This is a genomic window from Bifidobacterium sp. LH_730 (assembly GCF_056355835.1).
Genome location: NZ_JBKETB010000011.1, coordinates 79765 through 95587 on the forward strand (window position 1 = coordinate 79765; position 15823 = coordinate 95587).

At 63.5% G+C, this 15823-nt stretch carries 28 protein-coding genes, 1 tRNA gene and 1 pseudogene; 29 read left to right on the top strand and 1 reads right to left on the bottom strand.

The features are described from left to right. From rplD to AC1AUD_RS11485, 29 genes are all read left to right on the top strand, one after another. Positions 1-666, top strand: a complete 666-nt coding sequence (rplD, locus tag AC1AUD_RS11345) for a 50S ribosomal protein L4 (RefSeq protein WP_476574493.1) — start codon at positions 1-3, stop codon at positions 664-666. Positions 667-670: 4 nt separating this feature from the next. Beyond that, a complete protein-coding gene (gene rplW / locus AC1AUD_RS11350; protein WP_476574494.1) occupies positions 671-967 on the top strand; it encodes a 50S ribosomal protein L23 in 297 nt (98 codons plus the stop codon). 35 nt (positions 968-1002) lie between these two features. Beyond that, the gene (gene rplB / locus AC1AUD_RS11355; RefSeq protein ID WP_476574495.1) at positions 1003-1833 is read left to right on the top strand and encodes a 50S ribosomal protein L2; all 831 of its coding nucleotides are present in this window, start codon (positions 1003-1005) and stop codon (positions 1831-1833) included. 15 nt (positions 1834-1848) lie between these two features. Further along, positions 1849-2127 (top strand): 30S ribosomal protein S19, encoded by a 279-nt coding sequence (gene rpsS / locus AC1AUD_RS11360; protein WP_172145459.1) that lies wholly within the window; start codon positions 1849-1851, stop codon positions 2125-2127. Positions 2128-2142: 15 nt separating this feature from the next. Further along, entirely contained in the window at positions 2143-2502 is a 360-nt protein-coding gene (gene rplV / locus AC1AUD_RS11365; protein ID WP_476574496.1) for a 50S ribosomal protein L22, read from the top strand. A gap of 2 nt (positions 2503-2504) precedes the next feature. Further along, positions 2505-3323, top strand: a complete 819-nt coding sequence (gene rpsC, locus AC1AUD_RS11370; protein WP_476574497.1) for a 30S ribosomal protein S3 — start codon at positions 2505-2507, stop codon at positions 3321-3323. A gap of 7 nt (positions 3324-3330) precedes the next feature. Beyond that, entirely contained in the window at positions 3331-3750 is a 420-nt protein-coding gene (gene rplP, locus AC1AUD_RS11375) for a 50S ribosomal protein L16 (RefSeq protein ID WP_476574498.1), read from the top strand. Further along, the gene (gene rpmC, locus AC1AUD_RS11380) at positions 3750-4007 is read left to right on the top strand and encodes a 50S ribosomal protein L29 (protein ID WP_476574499.1); all 258 of its coding nucleotides are present in this window, start codon (positions 3750-3752) and stop codon (positions 4005-4007) included. Before rplP ends, rpmC begins: the two co-directional genes overlap by 1 nt. Positions 4008-4009: 2 nt before the next feature. Beyond that, on the top strand, positions 4010-4276 hold the full coding sequence (rpsQ, locus tag AC1AUD_RS11385) for a 30S ribosomal protein S17 (protein WP_476574500.1): 267 nt from the start codon (positions 4010-4012) through the stop codon (positions 4274-4276). Positions 4277-4366: 90 nt separating this feature from the next. Continuing rightward, positions 4367-4735 (top strand): 50S ribosomal protein L14, encoded by a 369-nt coding sequence (gene rplN / locus AC1AUD_RS11390; RefSeq protein ID WP_044089104.1) that lies wholly within the window; start codon positions 4367-4369, stop codon positions 4733-4735. A 1-nt stretch (position 4736) separates the two neighbouring features. Beyond that, complete coding sequence (gene rplX, locus AC1AUD_RS11395) at positions 4737-5072, top strand: 50S ribosomal protein L24 (RefSeq protein ID WP_476574501.1); 336 nt, start codon at positions 4737-4739, stop codon at positions 5070-5072. Next, positions 5069-5641 carry a 50S ribosomal protein L5 gene (gene rplE, locus AC1AUD_RS11400; protein WP_476574502.1) on the top strand — a complete coding sequence of 191 codons (573 nt, stop codon included), beginning with the start codon at positions 5069-5071 and terminating at the stop codon, positions 5639-5641. The genes rplX and rplE overlap by 4 nt, the downstream gene beginning before the upstream one ends. A 1-nt stretch (position 5642) precedes the next feature. Beyond that, positions 5643-5828 (top strand): type Z 30S ribosomal protein S14, encoded by a 186-nt coding sequence (locus tag AC1AUD_RS11405; RefSeq protein ID WP_003808046.1) that lies wholly within the window; start codon positions 5643-5645, stop codon positions 5826-5828. 71 nt (positions 5829-5899) lie between these two features. Continuing rightward, the gene (gene rpsH, locus AC1AUD_RS11410) at positions 5900-6298 is read left to right on the top strand and encodes a 30S ribosomal protein S8 (protein ID WP_476574503.1); all 399 of its coding nucleotides are present in this window, start codon (positions 5900-5902) and stop codon (positions 6296-6298) included. Between the two features lie 17 nt (positions 6299-6315). After that, entirely contained in the window at positions 6316-6855 is a 540-nt protein-coding gene (gene rplF, locus AC1AUD_RS11415) for a 50S ribosomal protein L6 (protein WP_476574504.1), read from the top strand. A gap of 1 nt (position 6856) precedes the next feature. Beyond that, entirely contained in the window at positions 6857-7228 is a 372-nt protein-coding gene (gene rplR, locus AC1AUD_RS11420) for a 50S ribosomal protein L18 (protein ID WP_476574505.1), read from the top strand. Continuing rightward, positions 7225-7965 (top strand): 30S ribosomal protein S5, encoded by a 741-nt coding sequence (gene rpsE, locus AC1AUD_RS11425; protein ID WP_476574506.1) that lies wholly within the window; start codon positions 7225-7227, stop codon positions 7963-7965. Before rplR ends, rpsE begins: the two co-directional genes overlap by 4 nt. Before the next feature lie 2 nt (positions 7966-7967). Further along, positions 7968-8153, top strand: a complete 186-nt coding sequence (gene rpmD, locus AC1AUD_RS11430; protein WP_476574507.1) for a 50S ribosomal protein L30 — start codon at positions 7968-7970, stop codon at positions 8151-8153. A 2-nt stretch (positions 8154-8155) separates the two neighbouring features. Continuing rightward, positions 8156-8608 (top strand): 50S ribosomal protein L15, encoded by a 453-nt coding sequence (gene rplO, locus AC1AUD_RS11435; protein ID WP_476574508.1) that lies wholly within the window; start codon positions 8156-8158, stop codon positions 8606-8608. 279 nt (positions 8609-8887) lie between these two features. Next, the gene (gene secY / locus AC1AUD_RS11440) at positions 8888-10225 is read left to right on the top strand and encodes a preprotein translocase subunit SecY (RefSeq protein ID WP_476574509.1); all 1338 of its coding nucleotides are present in this window, start codon (positions 8888-8890) and stop codon (positions 10223-10225) included. 72 nt (positions 10226-10297) lie between these two features. Further along, entirely contained in the window at positions 10298-10864 is a 567-nt protein-coding gene (locus tag AC1AUD_RS11445) for an adenylate kinase (protein ID WP_476574510.1), read from the top strand. 227 nt (positions 10865-11091) lie between these two features. Further along, on the top strand, positions 11092-11310 hold the full coding sequence (gene infA, locus AC1AUD_RS11450; RefSeq protein ID WP_004268611.1) for a translation initiation factor IF-1: 219 nt from the start codon (positions 11092-11094) through the stop codon (positions 11308-11310). Between the two features lie 21 nt (positions 11311-11331). After that, positions 11332-11445, top strand: coding sequence for a 50S ribosomal protein L36 (gene rpmJ, locus AC1AUD_RS11455; protein WP_003808136.1), 114 nt, complete (start codon positions 11332-11334; stop codon positions 11443-11445). A 137-nt stretch (positions 11446-11582) separates the two neighbouring features. Beyond that, positions 11583-11960, top strand: a complete 378-nt coding sequence (gene rpsM / locus AC1AUD_RS11460) for a 30S ribosomal protein S13 (RefSeq protein ID WP_476574511.1) — start codon at positions 11583-11585, stop codon at positions 11958-11960. 91 nt (positions 11961-12051) lie between these two features. Further along, complete coding sequence (gene rpsK, locus AC1AUD_RS11465; protein ID WP_204468737.1) at positions 12052-12450, top strand: 30S ribosomal protein S11; 399 nt, start codon at positions 12052-12054, stop codon at positions 12448-12450. 79 nt (positions 12451-12529) lie between these two features. Further along, positions 12530-13525 (top strand): DNA-directed RNA polymerase subunit alpha, encoded by a 996-nt coding sequence (locus tag AC1AUD_RS11470; protein ID WP_476574512.1) that lies wholly within the window; start codon positions 12530-12532, stop codon positions 13523-13525. 87 nt (positions 13526-13612) lie between these two features. Then, complete coding sequence (gene rplQ / locus AC1AUD_RS11475) at positions 13613-14149, top strand: 50S ribosomal protein L17 (RefSeq protein ID WP_476574513.1); 537 nt, start codon at positions 13613-13615, stop codon at positions 14147-14149. 209 nt (positions 14150-14358) lie between these two features. Beyond that, positions 14359-15279 carry a tRNA pseudouridine(38-40) synthase TruA gene (truA, locus tag AC1AUD_RS11480; protein ID WP_476574514.1) on the top strand — a complete coding sequence of 307 codons (921 nt, stop codon included), beginning with the start codon at positions 14359-14361 and terminating at the stop codon, positions 15277-15279. A gap of 127 nt (positions 15280-15406) precedes the next feature. Then, positions 15407-15495 (top strand) — tRNA-Ser (locus AC1AUD_RS11485). Positions 15496-15708: 213 nt separating this feature from the next. Here AC1AUD_RS11485 and AC1AUD_RS11490 read toward each other — a convergent pair. Beyond that, positions 15709-15823 (bottom strand): annotated as a pseudogene (locus AC1AUD_RS11490) (IS3 family transposase); the annotation flags it as partial.

The following is a 15823-nucleotide window of genomic DNA, read 5'->3' on the forward strand; positions in this document are numbered from 1 at the left end:
ATGGCAAACGTTACTCTGAACGTCACTGACGCCAAGGGCGCCAAGGCCGGCTCCGTCGAGGCCCCCGCCGAGCTGTTCGGCATTGCCTCCGAGGAGATCCAGACCCGCATCCCGCTGATCCACCAGGTCGTCATCGCGCAGCTCGCGGCCGCCCGCCAGGGCACCCATGCCACGAAGACCCGCGCCAACGTCTCCGGTGGCGGCAAGAAGCCGTGGAAGCAGAAGGGCACCGGCCGTGCCCGCCAGGGCTCCATCCGCGCCCCGCAGTGGTATCACGGCGGCGTCGTCTTCGGACCGCAGCCGCGTGACTACTCGCAGCGCACCCCCAAGAAGATGAAGGCCGCGGCCCTGCGCTACATCCTGTCGGATCGCGCCAACGCCGGTCGCGTCGCCGTCGTCGACTTCGGCAAGCTGGAGGCTCCCTCCACCAAGGCCGCCGTCGCCGCGCTGACGCCCGTGACCGAGAACAAGTTCACGACCGTCGTGCTCACGCGCGACGAGGTGAACGAGTGGCTGTCCGTCCGCAACATCCCCACCGTGCATGTGCTGTTCGCCGATCAGCTCAACACCTACGATGTGGTCACCGCCCAGTATGTCGTCTTCACGAAGGCCTCGCTCGAGGAGTTCGTCAAGGCGAAGACCGAGCCGACCGTCAAGGAGGCCTGATTTCATGGTCGCTATTCACAAGCCCGCCCACGACGTCATCCTCAAGCCCGTCGTCTCCGAGAAGAGCTATGCCCTGTCCGATCGCGGCCAGTACACCTTCGTGGTGGCCAACGACGCGAACAAGGTGCAGATCAAGCAGGCCATCGAGGAGATCTTCAAGGTGAAGGTGACGAACGTCAACACCCTCAACCGCGCCGGCAAGCGCCAGCGCACCCGCTTCGGCTTCGGTCAGCGCGTCAATCAGAAGCGTGCGATCGTCACCGTGGCCGAGGGCCAGTCGATCGACATCTTCGGTAACTGAAGGCTAGCCGAGAAAGTCAAAGGAAGAACTACATTATGGCTATCCGCGTTTATAAGCCGACGACCGCAGGCCGCCGCAACGCGTCCGTCTCGGATTTCTCCGAGCTCACGCGTTCCACGCCTGAGAAGTCGCTGGTTCGCAAGCTCACCAAGACCGGTGGTCGCAACTCCTATGGCCGCATGACCTCCCGCCATCGCGGCGGTGGCCACAAGCGCCAGTACCGTCTCATCGACTTCCGTCGCTGGGACAAGGACGGCGTGCCCGCCAAGGTCGCGGAAATCGAGTACGACCCGAACCGTTCCGCCAACATCGCCCTTCTGCACTATGCGGATGGCGAGAAGCGCTACATCATCGCCCCCAAGGGCATCAAGCAGGGCGACGTCATCGAGACCGGCGCCCAGGCCGACATCAAGCCGGGCAACAACCTGCCGCTGAAGAACATTCCCACCGGTACCGTGGTGCACGCCATCGAGCTGCGCCCGCTCGGTGGCGCCAAGATTGCGCGTTCCGCCGGCACCGCCGTGCAGCTCGTCGCGAAGGACGGCCCCTACGCCCAGCTGCGCATGCCCTCCGGCGAGATTCGCAACGTCGACGCGCGCTGCCGCGCGACCGTCGGCGAGGTCGGCAACGAGGACCATGCCAACATTCAGCTCGGCAAGGCTGGCCGCGCCCGCTGGATGGGCAAGCGCCCGATCACCCGTGGTGAATCCATGAACCCGGTCGATCACCCGCATGGTGGCCGTACCCGCGGTGGCAAGCCGCCGGTGAGCCCGTGGGGCAAGGGTGAGGTCCGTACCCGCCGTCCGAAGAAGGCCTCGAACAAGATGATTGTTCGTCGTCGTCCGAATGGTAAGAACCGCAAGTAAGGGAGTGTCTAGAAGATGACTCGTAGCATCAAGAAGGGCCCCTTCGTCGACGCCCACTTGCAGAAGAAAGTCGACGAGCAGAACGAGAAGGGCACGAAGAACGTCATCAAGACGTGGTCGCGCCGTTCGATGATCACCCCTGATTTCATCGGTCACACCTTCGCTGTGCATGATGGCCGCAAGCACGTCCCGGTGTTCGTCACCGAGTCGATGGTCGGCCACAAGCTCGGCGAGTTCGCCCCGACCAAGACCTTCAAGGGTCATGTGAAGGACGACAAGAAGGCCCGCCGCTAAAGGAGAGAATGACTTATGGAAGCTAAAGCAATCGCTCGTCACGTCCGCGTGACGCCGCGCAAGGCTCGCCGCATGGTCGACCTCATCCGAGGCAAGCAGGCGACCGAAGCCATCACCATCCTTCAGTTCGCTCCGCAGGATGCGTCCGTCCCGGTCCTCAAGGTCCTCAAGAGCGCGATCGCCAACGCACGCGTGAAGGCCGACAAGGCCGGCGAGTCGTTCCGTGAGAACGATCTGGTCGTCAAGGAGACCTATGTGGACGAAGGCGTGACGCTCAAGCGTTTCCGCGCCCGCGCCCAGGGCCGTGCCGCTCGCATCAACAAGCGCACGAGCCACATCACGGTCGTCGTTGCTAGCAAGGAAGGAGCCCGCTAAAGATGGGTCAGAAGATCAATCCGTTTGGATACCGTCTGGGCATCACCGAGGATCACCGCTCGAAGTGGTTCTCCGACTCCAACAAGGCCGGCGAGCGTTACCGTGACTTCGTGCTCGAGGATGACAAGATCCGCAAGGAGATGAGCAAGGATCTGGAGCGCGCAGGCGTCTCCAAGATCGTGATCGAGCGCACCCGCGACCGCGTGCGTGTGGACATCCACACCGCCCGCCCGGGCATCGTGATCGGCCGCCGCGGCGCGGAGGCCGAGCGCGTGCGCGCCAAGCTCGAGAAGCTCACCGGCAAGCAGGTCCAGCTCAATATCTTCGAAGTGAAGAACGCCGCTCTGGACGCCCAGCTGGTGGCCCAGGGCATCGCCGAGCAGCTGACCAACCGCGTGACCTTCCGCCGCGCGATGCGCAAGGCCCAGCAGGACGCGATGCGCGCCGGCGCCAAGGGCATCCGCATCAAGCTCTCGGGCCGTCTCGGCGGCGCCGAGATGAGCCGTTCCGAGTTCTATCGCGAGGGCCGCGTTCCGCTGCAGACCCTCCGCGCCCTGATCGACTATGGCTTCTTCGAGGCCAAGACCACCTACGGCCGCATCGGCGTGAAGGTGTGGATCTACAAGGGCGATATGACCGAGCGTGAGTTCGAAGAGCAGCAGGCCCAGCAGAACAACCGTCCCGGCCGCCGCGGCGATCGCCGCCCGCGCCGTGGCAACCGTCCTGCCGCCGGCCAGCAGCAGACCACCGCCGAGGCCCCCGCGGCCGAGGCTCCGGCCGCTGCCGCCGAGGCGCCCGCCGCCACGGAAACGAAGGAGTGAGCTAGGAATGCTTATCCCAAAGAGGACCAAGTACCGCAAGCAGCATCGTCCCACCCGTTCTGGCATGTCCAAGGGCGGCAACGAGATCAACTTCGGTGACTACGGCATCCAGGCGATGGCCCCGGCCTACGTGACCAACCGCCAGATCGAGGCCGCGCGTATCGCCATGACCCGCTACATCAAGCGTGGTGGCCGCGTGTGGATCACGATCTTCCCGGATCGTCCGTTGACCAAGCACCCCCTCGGCGCCCGAATGGGTTCCGGAAAGGGCGCCCCGGAGTTCTGGATCGCCAACATCCATCCCGGTCGCGTCATGTTCGAGATCGGCGGTGTGTCCGAGGACGTCGCCCGCGAGGCCCTGCGCCGCGCCATCGACAAGCTTCCCATGAAGTGCCGTGTTATCGCTCGCGAAGGTGGTGATCTCTGATGTCAGTCGGAACCGCTGAATACTCCATCAAGAATCTCAACGAGAAGACCAACGAGGAGATCGAGGGCTTCCTGAAGAAGTCCAAGGAAGAGCTGTTCAACCTGCGCTTCCAGTCCGCCACCGGTCAGCTCGACAACACTGCCCGCCTCAAGGCGGTCAAGCACGACATCGCCAGGATGTACACCGTCCTGCGTGAGCGCGAGCTCGGCATCAGCCAGGCGCCCGAGGCCACCGACAAGAAAGCTGAGGAGAAGTGATCATGGCTGATACCCAGGAGCGCAATTTCCGCAAGGTTCGCCGCGGCTACGTCGTGTCCGAGACCATGGACAAGACCGTGACCGTCGAGCTCGAGAAGCGTTCGACCCACCCGCTGTACGGCAAGGTCGTGCGCACCACCAAGACGGTCAAGGTCCATGACGAACACAACGAGGCGCATGTTGGCGACCTCGTGAGTATCATGGAGACTCGGCCTCTGAGCAAGACCAAGCGCTGGCGTCTCGTTAGCATTATCGAGCGCGCCAAGTAATAGTTCGGCAAGGCTCCGCGTCTCACCCGGCCGACCGATTCGTCGGCCGGCCGGGTGGACGGGGAGAACCGGCTCGGCAAAGGAGAATCAATGATTCAGCAGGAAACGCGGCTTCATGTCGCCGACAACACGGGTGCCAAGGAACTCCTTGCCATCCGCGTGCTCGGCGGATCGAAGCGACGCTATGCCGGCATCGGCGACGTGATCGTCGCCTCCGTCAAGGACGCGATCCCTGGCGGGTCGGTCAAGAAGGGCGACGTGGTCAAGGCCGTCGTCGTCCGCACCGTCAAGGAGTCCCGTCGCACCGACGGCTCCTACATCAAGTTCGACGAGAACGCCGCCGTCATTCTCGGCTCCGGCCGTGAACCGAAGGGCACTCGTATCTTCGGACCGGTCGGTCGTGAGCTGCGCGAGCACAAGTTCATGAAGATCGTGTCCCTCGCCCCGGAGGTGATCTGATATGGCAGCCAAGATCAAGAGCGGCGACCAGGTCAAGGTCATCCGCGGCAAGGACCGCGGCAAGGAAGGCACCGTCACCCGCGTGCTGCCCGATGACCGTCTGATCGTCGAGGGCGTGCAGATTGTCAAGAAGCACGTCCGCGCCACGCAGCAGGGCCAGCAGTCCGGCATCGTGTCCGTCGAGGCCCCGATCCATCGCTCCAATGTGATGCTGATCGACCCCGAGACCAAGCAGCCGACCCGCGTGGGCATCGTCGTCAAGCAGGAAGTGCGCGACGGCAAGGTCAAGAACGTGCGCGTGCGCGTCGCCAAGAAGTCCGGAAAGGAGCTGGCATGAGCGAGACCACCGTCGAAGCGCCGGCCACCCCGCGCCTGAAGGTCCGTTACAACGAGGAGATCGTCCCCGAGATGGAGAAGGAGTTCAAGTACTCCAACCCCATGCAGGTCGCCCGCCTCGAGAAGGTCGTCGTCTCCATGGGCGTCGGCGCCGCGGCGCGCGACTCCAAGCTCATCGAGGGCGCCGTCAAGGACCTCACCCTGATCACCGGCCAGAAGCCGAAGATCACCAAGGCCAAGAAGTCCGTCGCCCAGTTCCATCTGCGCGAAGGCCAGGCCATCGGCGCCTACGTCACCTTGCGTGGCGAGCGCATGTGGGAGTTCCTGGACCGCCTTCTGACCACGGCCCTGCCCCGTATCCGCGACTTCCGCGGCATCAACGGCCACCAGTTCGATGGCCAGGGCAACTACAACTTCGGCCTCACAGAGCAGTCCATGTTCCATGAGATCGATCCCGATTCCATCGACCACCAGCGTGGCATGGACATCACCGTGGTGACCAGCACCAAGGACGACAACGAGGCCTACGCGCTGTTGAAGCACCTGGGCTTCCCCTTCAAGGAGAACTGATATGGCAAAAACCGCTCTGAAGAACAAGGCGGCCGCCAAGCCGAAGTTCAAGGTGCGCGCCTACACGCGCTGCCAGGTGTGCGGTCGTCCCCACTCCGTCTACCGCAAGTTCGGCCTGTGCCGCATCTGCCTTCGCGAGAAGGCCCACCGCGGCGAGCTGCCCGGCGTCACTAAGTCCAGTTGGTAAACATCGACGCTGAAGGTCCGCGGCCCCGAGTGGGCGGCGGAAACCACGGCGAGAAAGGGCGTTAGCCCACAATGACAATGACAGATCCGATCGCAGACATGCTCACCCGTCTGCGTAACGCGAGCGCGGCGAAGCACGAGACCGTGGACATGCCGTACTCCAAGTTCAAGGCGAACATCGCCGAGATCCTCAAGCGCGAAGGCTTCATCAAGGACTTCGCCGCCAAGGAGGCCAAGGTCGGGCAGACCCTCGAGGTCACCCTCAAGTACGGCCCCAACGGCGAGCGTTCCATCCAGGGCATCAAGCGCATCTCCAAGCCGGGCCTGCGCCGCTACGCCAAGTCCGACGCCCTGCCGATGCCGCTCGGCGGCCTTGGCATCGCCATCATCTCGACCTCGTCGGGATTGCTGACCCAGAAGGAATGCCTCGACCGGGGCATCGGCGGCGAGATCGTCGCCTACGTGTGGTGAGAAAGGAGAGCTGACACATGGCATCGCATATTGGTAAGCTCCCCATCGCCATCCCGGCCGGTGTGGAGGTCACGATCAACGGACAGCGCTTCGACGCCAAGGGCGCCAAGGGCACCGATGGCTTCGACATCCCTGAGGGCATCACCGCGGCGGTCGAGGGCAACGAGATCGTCCTGACCCCGGCCGACGACCAGCGTCCCACCCGTGCCAAGCACGGCCTGGCCCGCTCCATCATGGCCGGCATGGTCAAGGGCGTGCACGATGGATACGAGAAGCACCTGCTCATCGTCGGCACCGGTTACCGCGCCGCGATGAAGGGCCAGGGCATCGAGTTCTCCCTCGGCTACTCCCACACCATCACCGTCAACCCGCCCGAGGGCATCACCTTCGAGCTGCCGAGCCCGACCGAGGTCGTCGTCAAGGGCATCGACAAGCAGGCCGTCGGCCAGGTTGCCGCGAACATCCGCAAGCTGCGCGCTCCGGAACCCTACAAGGGCAAGGGCATCAAGTACGCCGACGAGCGTATCCTGCGCAAGGCTGGAAAGGCTGGTAAGTGATATGAGCGTCGCTATCAAGGGCAAGGGCAAGAAGGTCGCGCTCAAGCGTCGTCACGCCCGTCTGCGCAAGCACATCACCGGCACCCCGGAGCGTCCGCGCCTGGTGGTCACCCGCTCCAACCGCCACATGGTGGCCCAGGTCGTCGACGACACCAAGGGCATCACCCTGGTCTCGGCCTCGACGGTCACCGCCGAGTTCGAGGGCTTCGAGGGCACCAAGGTCGAGGCGGCCAAGAAGGTCGGCCAGCTGGTCGCCGAGAAGGCGAAGGCCGCCGGCATCACCGCGGTCGTCTTCGATCGTGGCGGCAACAAGTACACCGGTCGCGTCGCAGCTGTGGCTGAAGGCGCCCGCGAGGGAGGTCTTGAGCTGTGAGCGACAACGAGAAGGAAACCCAAGTGGCTGAAGAGACCCAGAACACCCAGGCTCCCGCCGCCGAGGGCAATGCGACCGAGGAGCGCCGCTCCAACCGTCGCGGCCAGCGTGGCGAAGGCCGTCGCGGCGAGCGTCGTAACCGCCGCGAGGAGAACAAGGGCGATGAGCTGCTCGATCGCGTGGTGACCATCAACCGCGTGTCCAAGACCCATAAGGGTGGCCGCACGTTCAGCTTCGCCGCCCTCGTGGTGGTCGGCGACGGCAATGGCACCGTGGGCGTTGGCTACGGCAAGTCCCGTGAGGTTCCTGCCGCCATCGCCAAGGGCCAGCTCGACGCCAAGAAGCACATGTTCTCCGTCCCGCGCATCCGCGGCACCGTCACCCACCCGGTGATCGGTCACGACGCCGCAGGCACCGTCCTGCTGCGTCCGGCCGCCCCCGGCACCGGCGTCATCGCCGGCGGCCCGGTGCGCGCCGTCATGGAGTGCGCCGGCATCACCGACGTGCTGTCCAAGTCCATGGGCTCGCCCACCGCCATCAACATGGTGCGCGCGACCGTCGCTGCCTTGAAGCAGCTCGAGGAGCCCGAGGAGATCGCGGCCCGTCGTGGACTGTCCCTCGAAGAGGTGGCCCCGGACGCCCTGCTGCGTTCCCGCGCCGCCGGCATCGCCGAGGCTCGCAAGGCTCGCGAAGAGGCTCAGGCCAAGGCTGCCGCCGACCAGAAGGATGGTGAGTGAGCATGGCTAAGTCCCTGAAGATTACCCTGCATCACGGCATGTGCGGCGCGAACCACGCCCAGCGTGAAAGCGCCAAGACCCTCGGCCTGCGCAAGATCGGCCAGACGGTCGAGCGTCCGGACAACGGCGCGGTGCGCGGCCTGATCAACGTGGTGCGCCACCTGGTCACCGTCGAGGAGGTTGACTGATCATGGCAGATAACGAAATCCTGCAGATGCATGACCTCAAGCCCGCGCCGGGCGCCAACAAGGATCGCATCCGCGTTGGCCGCGGTGAAGGCTCCAAGGGCAAGACCTCGGGCCGTGGCGCCAAGGGCCAGACCAAGCGCAATCATGTGCGTCCTGGCTTCGAAGGCGGCCAGTTGCCGCTGTACATGCGCCTGCCGAAGCTGCGCGGGTTCAAGAACCCGTTCCGCGTCGAGTATCAGGTCGTCAATGTCGCCCGTCTCGTCGAGCTGTTCCCGAACGGTGGCGAGGTGAGCGTCGAGGACCTCATCGCCAAGGGCGCCGTGCGCGCCAACGCCCCGGTCAAGGTGCTGGGCGACGGCGATGTGACGGTTGCCTTCACGCTCAAGGGCGTCAAGGCCTCCGCCTCCGCCAAGGCCAAGATCGAGGCCGCTGGCGGTTCCGTCTCCGAGGACTGATGCCTCGGCGATGAAAGCCTAGGAACGACCCTCCCCGTCCGTGGGACGTGGGAGGGTCGTTGCATATTATTCTTCCCATACCCCCGTTCCTTTCTTATACGGGCGTCAGTATGGGATTTCCTCTTCCCCATGTTGATGGTTGAGGATCATTTTCAACAGTTTTGCGTACATCCGATTCCCGGTCGCATGCGTCTAGTGGTAGATGCTGTGCGCTACAGTGGTGCGCTAGATTGTGTTCACACGTGCGCGAGATTCGCACGATCAGGAAGGATACCCAAGGTGAGGACGCTAATCCAGGCCCTGAAGACGAAGGAATTGCGCAAGAAGATACTCTTCGTCCTGTTCATCATCATCATCTATCGCATCGGCTCGTTCATCCCCACTCCGGGCGTCGACTACAAGGTCGTCCAGCAGTGCATCTCGAACCTGTCGGGCAACCAGGAGAACTTCGTCGGACTCGTGAACCTGTTCTCCGGCGGCGCCATGCTCCAGCTGTCGATCTTCGCGCTGGGCGTCATGCCGTACATCACCGCCTCCATCGTCACGCAGCTGCTGCGCGTGGTCATCCCGCGCTTCGAGGCGCTGCACAAGGAGGGCCAGTCCGGCGAGGCCAAGCTGACGCAGTACACCCGATACCTCACCATCGGCCTTGCGGTGCTGCAGTCCACGACGATCCTCGTCACCGCCCGCTCCGGCGCGCTGTTCAACTACCAGTGCTCCCAGGTCATCCCCGACGGCTCCGTGTGGAACCTCGTCGTCATGGTGCTGATCATGACCGGCGGCACCGGCCTGATCATGTGGATGGCCGAGCTCATCACAGACAAGGGCCTGGGCCAGGGCATGTCCGTCCTTATCTTCATGTCCATCTGCTCCGGCTTCCTGCCCCAATTGTGGGAGATCGGCTGGGGCACCAACGGCACCGACGGCGACTGGACCAAGTTCGCGATCGTCGTGTCCGTGCTCGTCGTGATCCTCATCTTCGTCGACTTCGTCGAGCTGTCGCAGCGCCGCATCCCGGTGCAGTACACGCGCCGCATGATCGGCCGCAAGATGTACGGCGGCTCCTCCACCTACCTGCCGCTGAAGATCAACATGTCCGGCGTCATCCCGCCGATCTTCGCCTCGTCGATCCTCGCCATCCCGACCCTGGTCGCCCAGTTCGGCAAGTCCGACCAGTCGTGGGTGCAGTGGATCAACGCGAACCTGGCGAACACCACCTCCGTGTGGTACATCGCGCTCTACGCGCTGATGATCGTGTTCTTCTGCTTCTTCTACACGTCGATCACGTTCAACCCGGACGAGACGGCCGACAACATGAAGTCCTACGGCGGCTTCATCCCCGGCATCCGCGCCGGAAGTGCCACCTCGCGCTACCTGAGCTACGTGATGAACCGCCTCAACACCGTGGGCGCCGTCTACCTGCTCTTCGTGGCATTGATCCCGACCGTGCTCATCATGGCGCTCGGCCTCAACGCGCAATTGCCCTTCGGCGGCACGACCATCCTGATCATCGCGGGCGTCGGCCTCGACACCCTGCGCCAGGCTAAGGCCCAGACCGAGCAGTTCCAGTACGCCGGATTCCTCTTCGAGGGCACCGACCATACGGAAGGCAAGTAAACATATATCCTCCCCTGACAAGGGGGAGGATAATTCGTTTTCGATATTGATATAACAAGAAAGGCACTCACCATGCGTCTGCTCATCATGGGCCCGCAGGGCGTCGGCAAGGGCACCCAGGCCGCGCTGCTCGCCGAGCACTATGGCATCCCCGCCATCTCCACCGGCGACATCTTCCGCTTCAACATCAAGAACAAGACCGAGCTTGGCCTCAAGGTCATGGCCTACACCGACAAGGGCGAGCTGGTGCCCGACGAGCTGACCAACAGCATCGTCAAGGACCGTCTGGCCCAGGACGACGCCAAGAACGGCTGGATCCTCGACGGCTATCCGCGCAATGCCTCCCAGGTCGAGGCGCTCGACGCCATGCTTGCCGACCTTAACACCCCGCTTGACGCGGTGGTGGCTCTCGACGCCGACCATGATGTGCTCATGCACCGCATGGCCAAGCGCGCCGAGGAGCAGGGCCGCACCGACGACACCCCCGAGGTAATCGCCAAGCGCCTGGAGACCTATGCCAAGGAGACCGCTCCGCTGCTGGACACCTATCAGTCCCGCGGCCAGCTCGTCGCCATCGACGGCACCGGTGACATCGACGCGATCCAGGCGAATATCGTCGCCGCGCTCGATGCCCGCTGAGCGCCTTTTTTGTCATGCTGAGCAGAGCGTGTAGCGCTGAGTCGAAGCATCTCTAGAGATCCTTCGACTCGCTTTGCTCGCTCAGGATGACAGGAGAAGCACAGTCCCTCCCGCAACACGCCCGATATCCACGGCGTGTCGTTGGGAGGGGCTTGCTATATTCTTGCAATTTGGTGTGTCTTCGGGCGCACTATCAGTAATGCAGCCGAGAACGGAAGCAGGAGCACATGGCAAAAGACGGTGTGATCGAGGTCGAGGGTCGCGTCGTGGAGGCATTGCCGAACGCAATGTTCCGCGTCGAACTTGAGAACAAGCACATCGTGCTGGCCACCATCTCCGGCAAGATGCGCAAGAACTACATCCGCATCCTGCCGCAGGACCGTGTGGTCCTTGAGATGAGCCCCTACGACCTCAATCGCGGACGCATTACGTACCGCTACAAGTAAAGGTACAAGCAAAGGAAAACCATGAAGGTCAGCCCTAGTGTGAAGAGGATCTGCGAGAACTGCCGCGTGATCCGTCGTCACGGCCGCGTCATGGTGATCTGCGTCAACCCGCGCCACAAGCAGCGCCAGGGCTGAGCAGATTCCAGCGGCACAGAAAGGCGCTGAGTCACAGTCGTCCGTGATCCATGGACGACTTCACCACGGGAACGTAGGCCCGTGCCGGGAAACCGGGCGACTCGGTGCAAGACCTACGGAACATAGAAGGAATCGCAATGGCACGTCTTGCCGGAGTCGACATCCCCAATGAGAAGCGCATTGAGATCGCCCTCACCTATATTTTCGGTGTGGGTCGCACTCGTGCGAAGGAAACGCTTGCCGCGACCGGGATCAACCCGGATATCCGCGTCAAGGATCTGACGGATGAGCAGCTCATCACGCTGCGTGACTATCTTGAAGGCAACTACAAGATCGAAGGCGATCTGCGTCGTGAGATCGACGCGGACATCCGTCGCAAGATCCAGATCAACTGCTACCAAGGCCAGCGTCACCGCAGGGGTCTTCCTGTGCGCGGCCAGCGCACCAAGACCAACGCGCGCACCCGCAAGGGCCCGAAGCGCACGGTCGCCGGAAAGAAGAAGGCCACCAAGTAGTAGGTGACTATCCGGGCCACGAGGCGGAAGCTCCCGCTTCATCGTCCGGAATCCAAATAGCAATATTTCGTTATTTAGGAAACGAGGGTCAATGGCAGCTCAAAAGCAAGCTGCGCGCAAGCCGCGTCGCCGCGACCGCAAGTCGGTCCCGGTCGGGCAGGCGCACATCAAGTCCACTTTCAACAACACGATCATTTCGATCACCGATCCGTCCGGCGCCGTCCTGTCCTGGGCGTCCGGTGGCGATGTCGGCTTCAAGGGCTCCCGTAAGTCCACGCCGTACGCCGCCGGCATGGCCGCCGAGTCCGCCGCCCGCAAGGCGATGGAGCACGGTCTGAAGAAGGTCGACGTGTTCGTCAAGGGCCCGGGCTCCGGTCGCGAGACCGCCATCCGCTCCCTGCAGTCCGCCGGACTGGAAGTCGGTTCCATCACCGACGTCACCCCGCAAGCGCATAACGGCGTTCGTCCTCCGAAGCGCCGCCGCGTCTGAGCACTAGAAGACAGCAATTCCAACCCGCTGTTGCGTGCCGTGAGTGCACCACGCGCGCAAAAGCTGAAAGGATATCACAGTGCTTATTGCACAGCGTCCGACCCTGACCGAGGAATCCCTGAATCCTCAGCGCTCCCGCTTCACCATCGAACCGCTCGAGCCTGGCTTCGGCTATACGCTCGGCAACTCACTGCGTCGCACGCTGCTGAGCTCGATCCCCGGTGCAGCGGTGACCTCGGTGCGTATCTCCGGCGCCCTGCATGAGTTCACGACTCTGCCGGGTGTGGAAGAGGATGTCACCGAGATCCTGCTCAATATCAAGGGCATCGTGCTCACCAGCGAATACGACGAGCCGGTGGTCATGTATCTGCGCAAGGCCGGCAAGGGCGAGGCGACCGCGGGGGACATCACTCCTCCCGCCGGCGTCACCATCGCCAACCCGGACCTGCACATCGCCACTCTGGCCGAGGACGGCGAGCTCGAGTTCGAGTTCACCGTCGAGCGCGGCCGCGGCTATGTGCCGGCGCAGATGAACAAGAGCGACAACGATGAGATCGGCCGCATTCCGGTCGATTCCATCTATTCCCCGGTGCTCAAGGTGAGCTACAAGGTCGAGGCGACCCGTGTGGAACAGCGCACGGACTTCGACAAGCTCATTCTGGACGTGGAGACCAAGCCCGCCATCTCGCCGCGAGACGCGGTGGCTTCCGCTGGCTCGACCCTGGTGGAGCTCTTCGGCCTGTGCCGCGAGCTCAACACCCAGGCCGAGGGCGTCGAGGTCGGACCGGCCCCTGTGGCTGAGGAGTCCAACCCCGAGATGGCCGTGCCGATCGAGGACCTCAACCTGACGCAGCGTTCCTACAACTGCCTCAAGCGCGAGGGCATCCACACCATCGGCGAGCTTGTCTCCCACACCGAGCAGGACCTGCTCGACATCCGCAATTTCGGCATGAAGTCGATCGATGAGGTCAAGGAGAAGCTCCAGTCCCTGGGACTGAGCCTCAAGGCTTCGCCGCTGGGCTTCGACGCCAATAATCTCGAGGGCGGCACCTTCTTCTCGCCGGAAGACGAGTGAGATCGTTCCACCCTTAACCAACCGCCGCGCCGTTTCGGATGTTCGGGCCGCTGCCCACCTGAGACGGCATGGCAAAAGGAGTAACCAATGCCTACACCCAAGAAGGGTCCGCGCCTGGCGTCCAGCCCGGCGCACGAGCGCCTGATGCTCGCGAACATGGCCACCAGCCTGTTCCAGAACGGCCGCATCACCACCACGCTGCCGAAGGCCAAGCGCCTCCGTCCGCTGGCCGAGCGCCTGATCACCTTCGCCAAGCGCGGTGATCTGCACTCCCGCCGTCGCGTGATGCGCGTCATCCGCAACAAGTCCGTGGTGCACATGCTGTTCACCCAGATCGCCGAGCAGATGGAGCAGCGCGAGGGCGGCTACACCCGCATCGTGAAGATCGCTCCGCGCCGTGGCGATTCCGCGCCTGCCGCGATCATCGAGCTCGTCACCGAGCCGGTGTCCCCGAAGAAGGCCGTCGTGAAGGAAGCCGAGGCTGCCACCAAGGTCGCCGCCAAGGCCGATGAGGCCGTCGAGGCGAAGGCCGAGGCCGTCGAAGAGGCCGTGGCTGAGACCCCGGTCGAGGCTGTGGAAGCGGCCGAGGCTGCCGAGACCGCCGAGGCCGAGAAGGCCGAGTGAATCGGTAGGTTCTTCGAACCGATATAAGGGTCGGGAATCCGTTTGGGTTCCCGGCCCTTTGCCATATCCGGGTCGCGCGTGGTGCGACAAAGTGCGCGCGGTGCGACAACACGAATCCTTGCAATTCCGCCATTATCGCACTACGCAATGTCGCACCACGCACGTTTTGTCGCACCACGCGAGTGCAGGGCATGGGAGAATATGGGGTTATGACACGACTGCGAATCGATCTGGGCTATGACGGCGGCGACTTTTACGGCTGGGCCGTGCAGCCCGAGCTGCGCACCGTGCAAGGTGAGATCGAGGCGGCGCTGCGCAAGGTGCTGCGCGTGCGTTCCGGGGATCCGGCGGAACCGTTGCGTTTGATGGTCGCCGGCCGCACCGACACCGGCGTGCATGCCAGCCGGCAGGTGTGCCACCTCGACCTCGATGAAGAGACGTTGGCGCGCGCGGTCGGGCATATGGATGTGCCGCCGGTGGTGGCTTTGCAACGTCGATTGCAGCGCATTCTGCCTGCCGATATCTCGATATATCGTGTATCGCTCGCGCCCGAGGGATTCGACGCACGGTTCTCGGCGCTGGAACGCACCTATGTGTATCGCATCGCCGACCGTTCCTCGATGGTCGATCCGCGTTTGGCCGGCTGCGTGCTCCATATCGACGCGGAACTCGATATCGAGGCCATGAACGCGGCGGCGGCGATGACGCTCGGCCTTCATGATTTCGGATCTTTCGCCACGCCTAATCCGGGCGGCACCACGATCCGCGAGGTCAAGTTCGCGCGATGGGAGCGTATCCCCGTCACGCCATTGGTGCCGGCGGCGCCCGATATGCCGGAGCGTGCGGGATTCGCAGTGCCCACCCTTGAATCCGGTCTGTTGTGCTTCACCATCGTCGCCGATGCCTTCGCGCGCAATATGGTGCGTTCCTTGGTAGGGGGGTGCGTCGCGGTTGGAACCGGCAAACGTGATCTCGACTGGTTCGCCGGCAAAATGGCCGTTCCCAAGCGCGAGGGCTCGACCGGGCCGATCGCCCCGCAGGGACTCACGCTCGAACACGTCGCCTACCCGCCCGACGACCAGCTTGCCGCGCGAGCCGAGGCCATCCGGGCCGTGCGCACCCTGCCGTAGAGGTCTATGGCACGGGGCGGGAGACGCTTTCCTGGACCCTGCATATGCCGGCACGGGGCACGCCGTGGTTTGAGTGTCGGCGGGAGTGTGTAATAATAGACAAGTTGCTCGGCTAGCCGAGTGATATGGATGAATGTCCGAGCGGTCTAAGGAGCACGCCTCGAAAGCGTGTGAGGGCAACCCCCTCCGCGAGTTCGAATCTCGCTTCATCCGCCACCAAGGGTTTTGGGATTTCCTCAAAACCCTTTTTGCTTTCCGTGAAAAACGCGGTTCCGTGGATTGATATGCTCGACCATGATGCCATTACATGCGGCATCCCCGCTTTGATATGGCGGGCCGATCGGCGAAAGCCGAAAACAAAAGGCCCGGCAGATGCAATGTGAACTGCGCCCCGTTTGTTGGACGTTGTTTATTAGGATACGGGGGTCGGGCTGCGAGGGACATGTTCCGGTATTCCTCCGGGGTGTGTCCCTCGAGTCGTATCTGGCGTCGTTTGGTGTTCCAGTGGACGATGTACGCGTCCAGCTCGGTCTTGAACCGCTCG

What these genes read in the sequence shown, in the direction of transcription:
- rplN (WP_044089104.1), top strand. Translation starts at nt 4,367, where the DNA reads ATGATTCAGCAGGAAACGCGGCTTCATGTCGCCGACAACACGGGTGCC.
- rplP (WP_476574498.1), top strand. Translation starts at nt 3,331, where the DNA reads ATGCTTATCCCAAAGAGGACCAAGTACCGCAAGCAGCATCGTCCCACC.
- rplB (WP_476574495.1), top strand. Translation starts at nt 1,003, where the DNA reads ATGGCTATCCGCGTTTATAAGCCGACGACCGCAGGCCGCCGCAACGCG.
- rplD (WP_476574493.1), top strand. Translation starts at nt 1, where the DNA reads ATGGCAAACGTTACTCTGAACGTCACTGACGCCAAGGGCGCCAAGGCC.
- AC1AUD_RS11405 (WP_003808046.1), top strand. Translation starts at nt 5,643, where the DNA reads ATGGCAAAAACCGCTCTGAAGAACAAGGCGGCCGCCAAGCCGAAGTTC.
- rplO (WP_476574508.1), top strand. Translation starts at nt 8,156, where the DNA reads ATGGCAGATAACGAAATCCTGCAGATGCATGACCTCAAGCCCGCGCCG.
- rplF (WP_476574504.1), top strand. Translation starts at nt 6,316, where the DNA reads ATGGCATCGCATATTGGTAAGCTCCCCATCGCCATCCCGGCCGGTGTG.
- truA (WP_476574514.1), top strand. Translation starts at nt 14,359, where the DNA reads ATGACACGACTGCGAATCGATCTGGGCTATGACGGCGGCGACTTTTAC.
- rpsH (WP_476574503.1), top strand. Translation starts at nt 5,900, where the DNA reads ATGACAATGACAGATCCGATCGCAGACATGCTCACCCGTCTGCGTAAC.
- rplX (WP_476574501.1), top strand. Translation starts at nt 4,737, where the DNA reads ATGGCAGCCAAGATCAAGAGCGGCGACCAGGTCAAGGTCATCCGCGGC.
- rplV (WP_476574496.1), top strand. Translation starts at nt 2,143, where the DNA reads ATGGAAGCTAAAGCAATCGCTCGTCACGTCCGCGTGACGCCGCGCAAG.
- rplW (WP_476574494.1), top strand. Translation starts at nt 671, where the DNA reads ATGGTCGCTATTCACAAGCCCGCCCACGACGTCATCCTCAAGCCCGTC.
- rpsC (WP_476574497.1), top strand. Translation starts at nt 2,505, where the DNA reads ATGGGTCAGAAGATCAATCCGTTTGGATACCGTCTGGGCATCACCGAG.
- rpsM (WP_476574511.1), top strand. Translation starts at nt 11,583, where the DNA reads ATGGCACGTCTTGCCGGAGTCGACATCCCCAATGAGAAGCGCATTGAG.
- rpmC (WP_476574499.1), top strand. Translation starts at nt 3,750, where the DNA reads ATGTCAGTCGGAACCGCTGAATACTCCATCAAGAATCTCAACGAGAAG.
- rplE (WP_476574502.1), top strand. Translation starts at nt 5,069, where the DNA reads ATGAGCGAGACCACCGTCGAAGCGCCGGCCACCCCGCGCCTGAAGGTC.
- rpsK (WP_204468737.1), top strand. Translation starts at nt 12,052, where the DNA reads ATGGCAGCTCAAAAGCAAGCTGCGCGCAAGCCGCGTCGCCGCGACCGC.
- rpmJ (WP_003808136.1), top strand. Translation starts at nt 11,332, where the DNA reads ATGAAGGTCAGCCCTAGTGTGAAGAGGATCTGCGAGAACTGCCGCGTG.
- infA (WP_004268611.1), top strand. Translation starts at nt 11,092, where the DNA reads ATGGCAAAAGACGGTGTGATCGAGGTCGAGGGTCGCGTCGTGGAGGCA.
- rplR (WP_476574505.1), top strand. Translation starts at nt 6,857, where the DNA reads ATGAGCGTCGCTATCAAGGGCAAGGGCAAGAAGGTCGCGCTCAAGCGT.
- rpmD (WP_476574507.1), top strand. Translation starts at nt 7,968, where the DNA reads ATGGCTAAGTCCCTGAAGATTACCCTGCATCACGGCATGTGCGGCGCG.
- rplQ (WP_476574513.1), top strand. Translation starts at nt 13,613, where the DNA reads ATGCCTACACCCAAGAAGGGTCCGCGCCTGGCGTCCAGCCCGGCGCAC.
- rpsQ (WP_476574500.1), top strand. Translation starts at nt 4,010, where the DNA reads ATGGCTGATACCCAGGAGCGCAATTTCCGCAAGGTTCGCCGCGGCTAC.
- AC1AUD_RS11445 (WP_476574510.1), top strand. Translation starts at nt 10,298, where the DNA reads ATGCGTCTGCTCATCATGGGCCCGCAGGGCGTCGGCAAGGGCACCCAG.
- rpsS (WP_172145459.1), top strand. Translation starts at nt 1,849, where the DNA reads ATGACTCGTAGCATCAAGAAGGGCCCCTTCGTCGACGCCCACTTGCAG.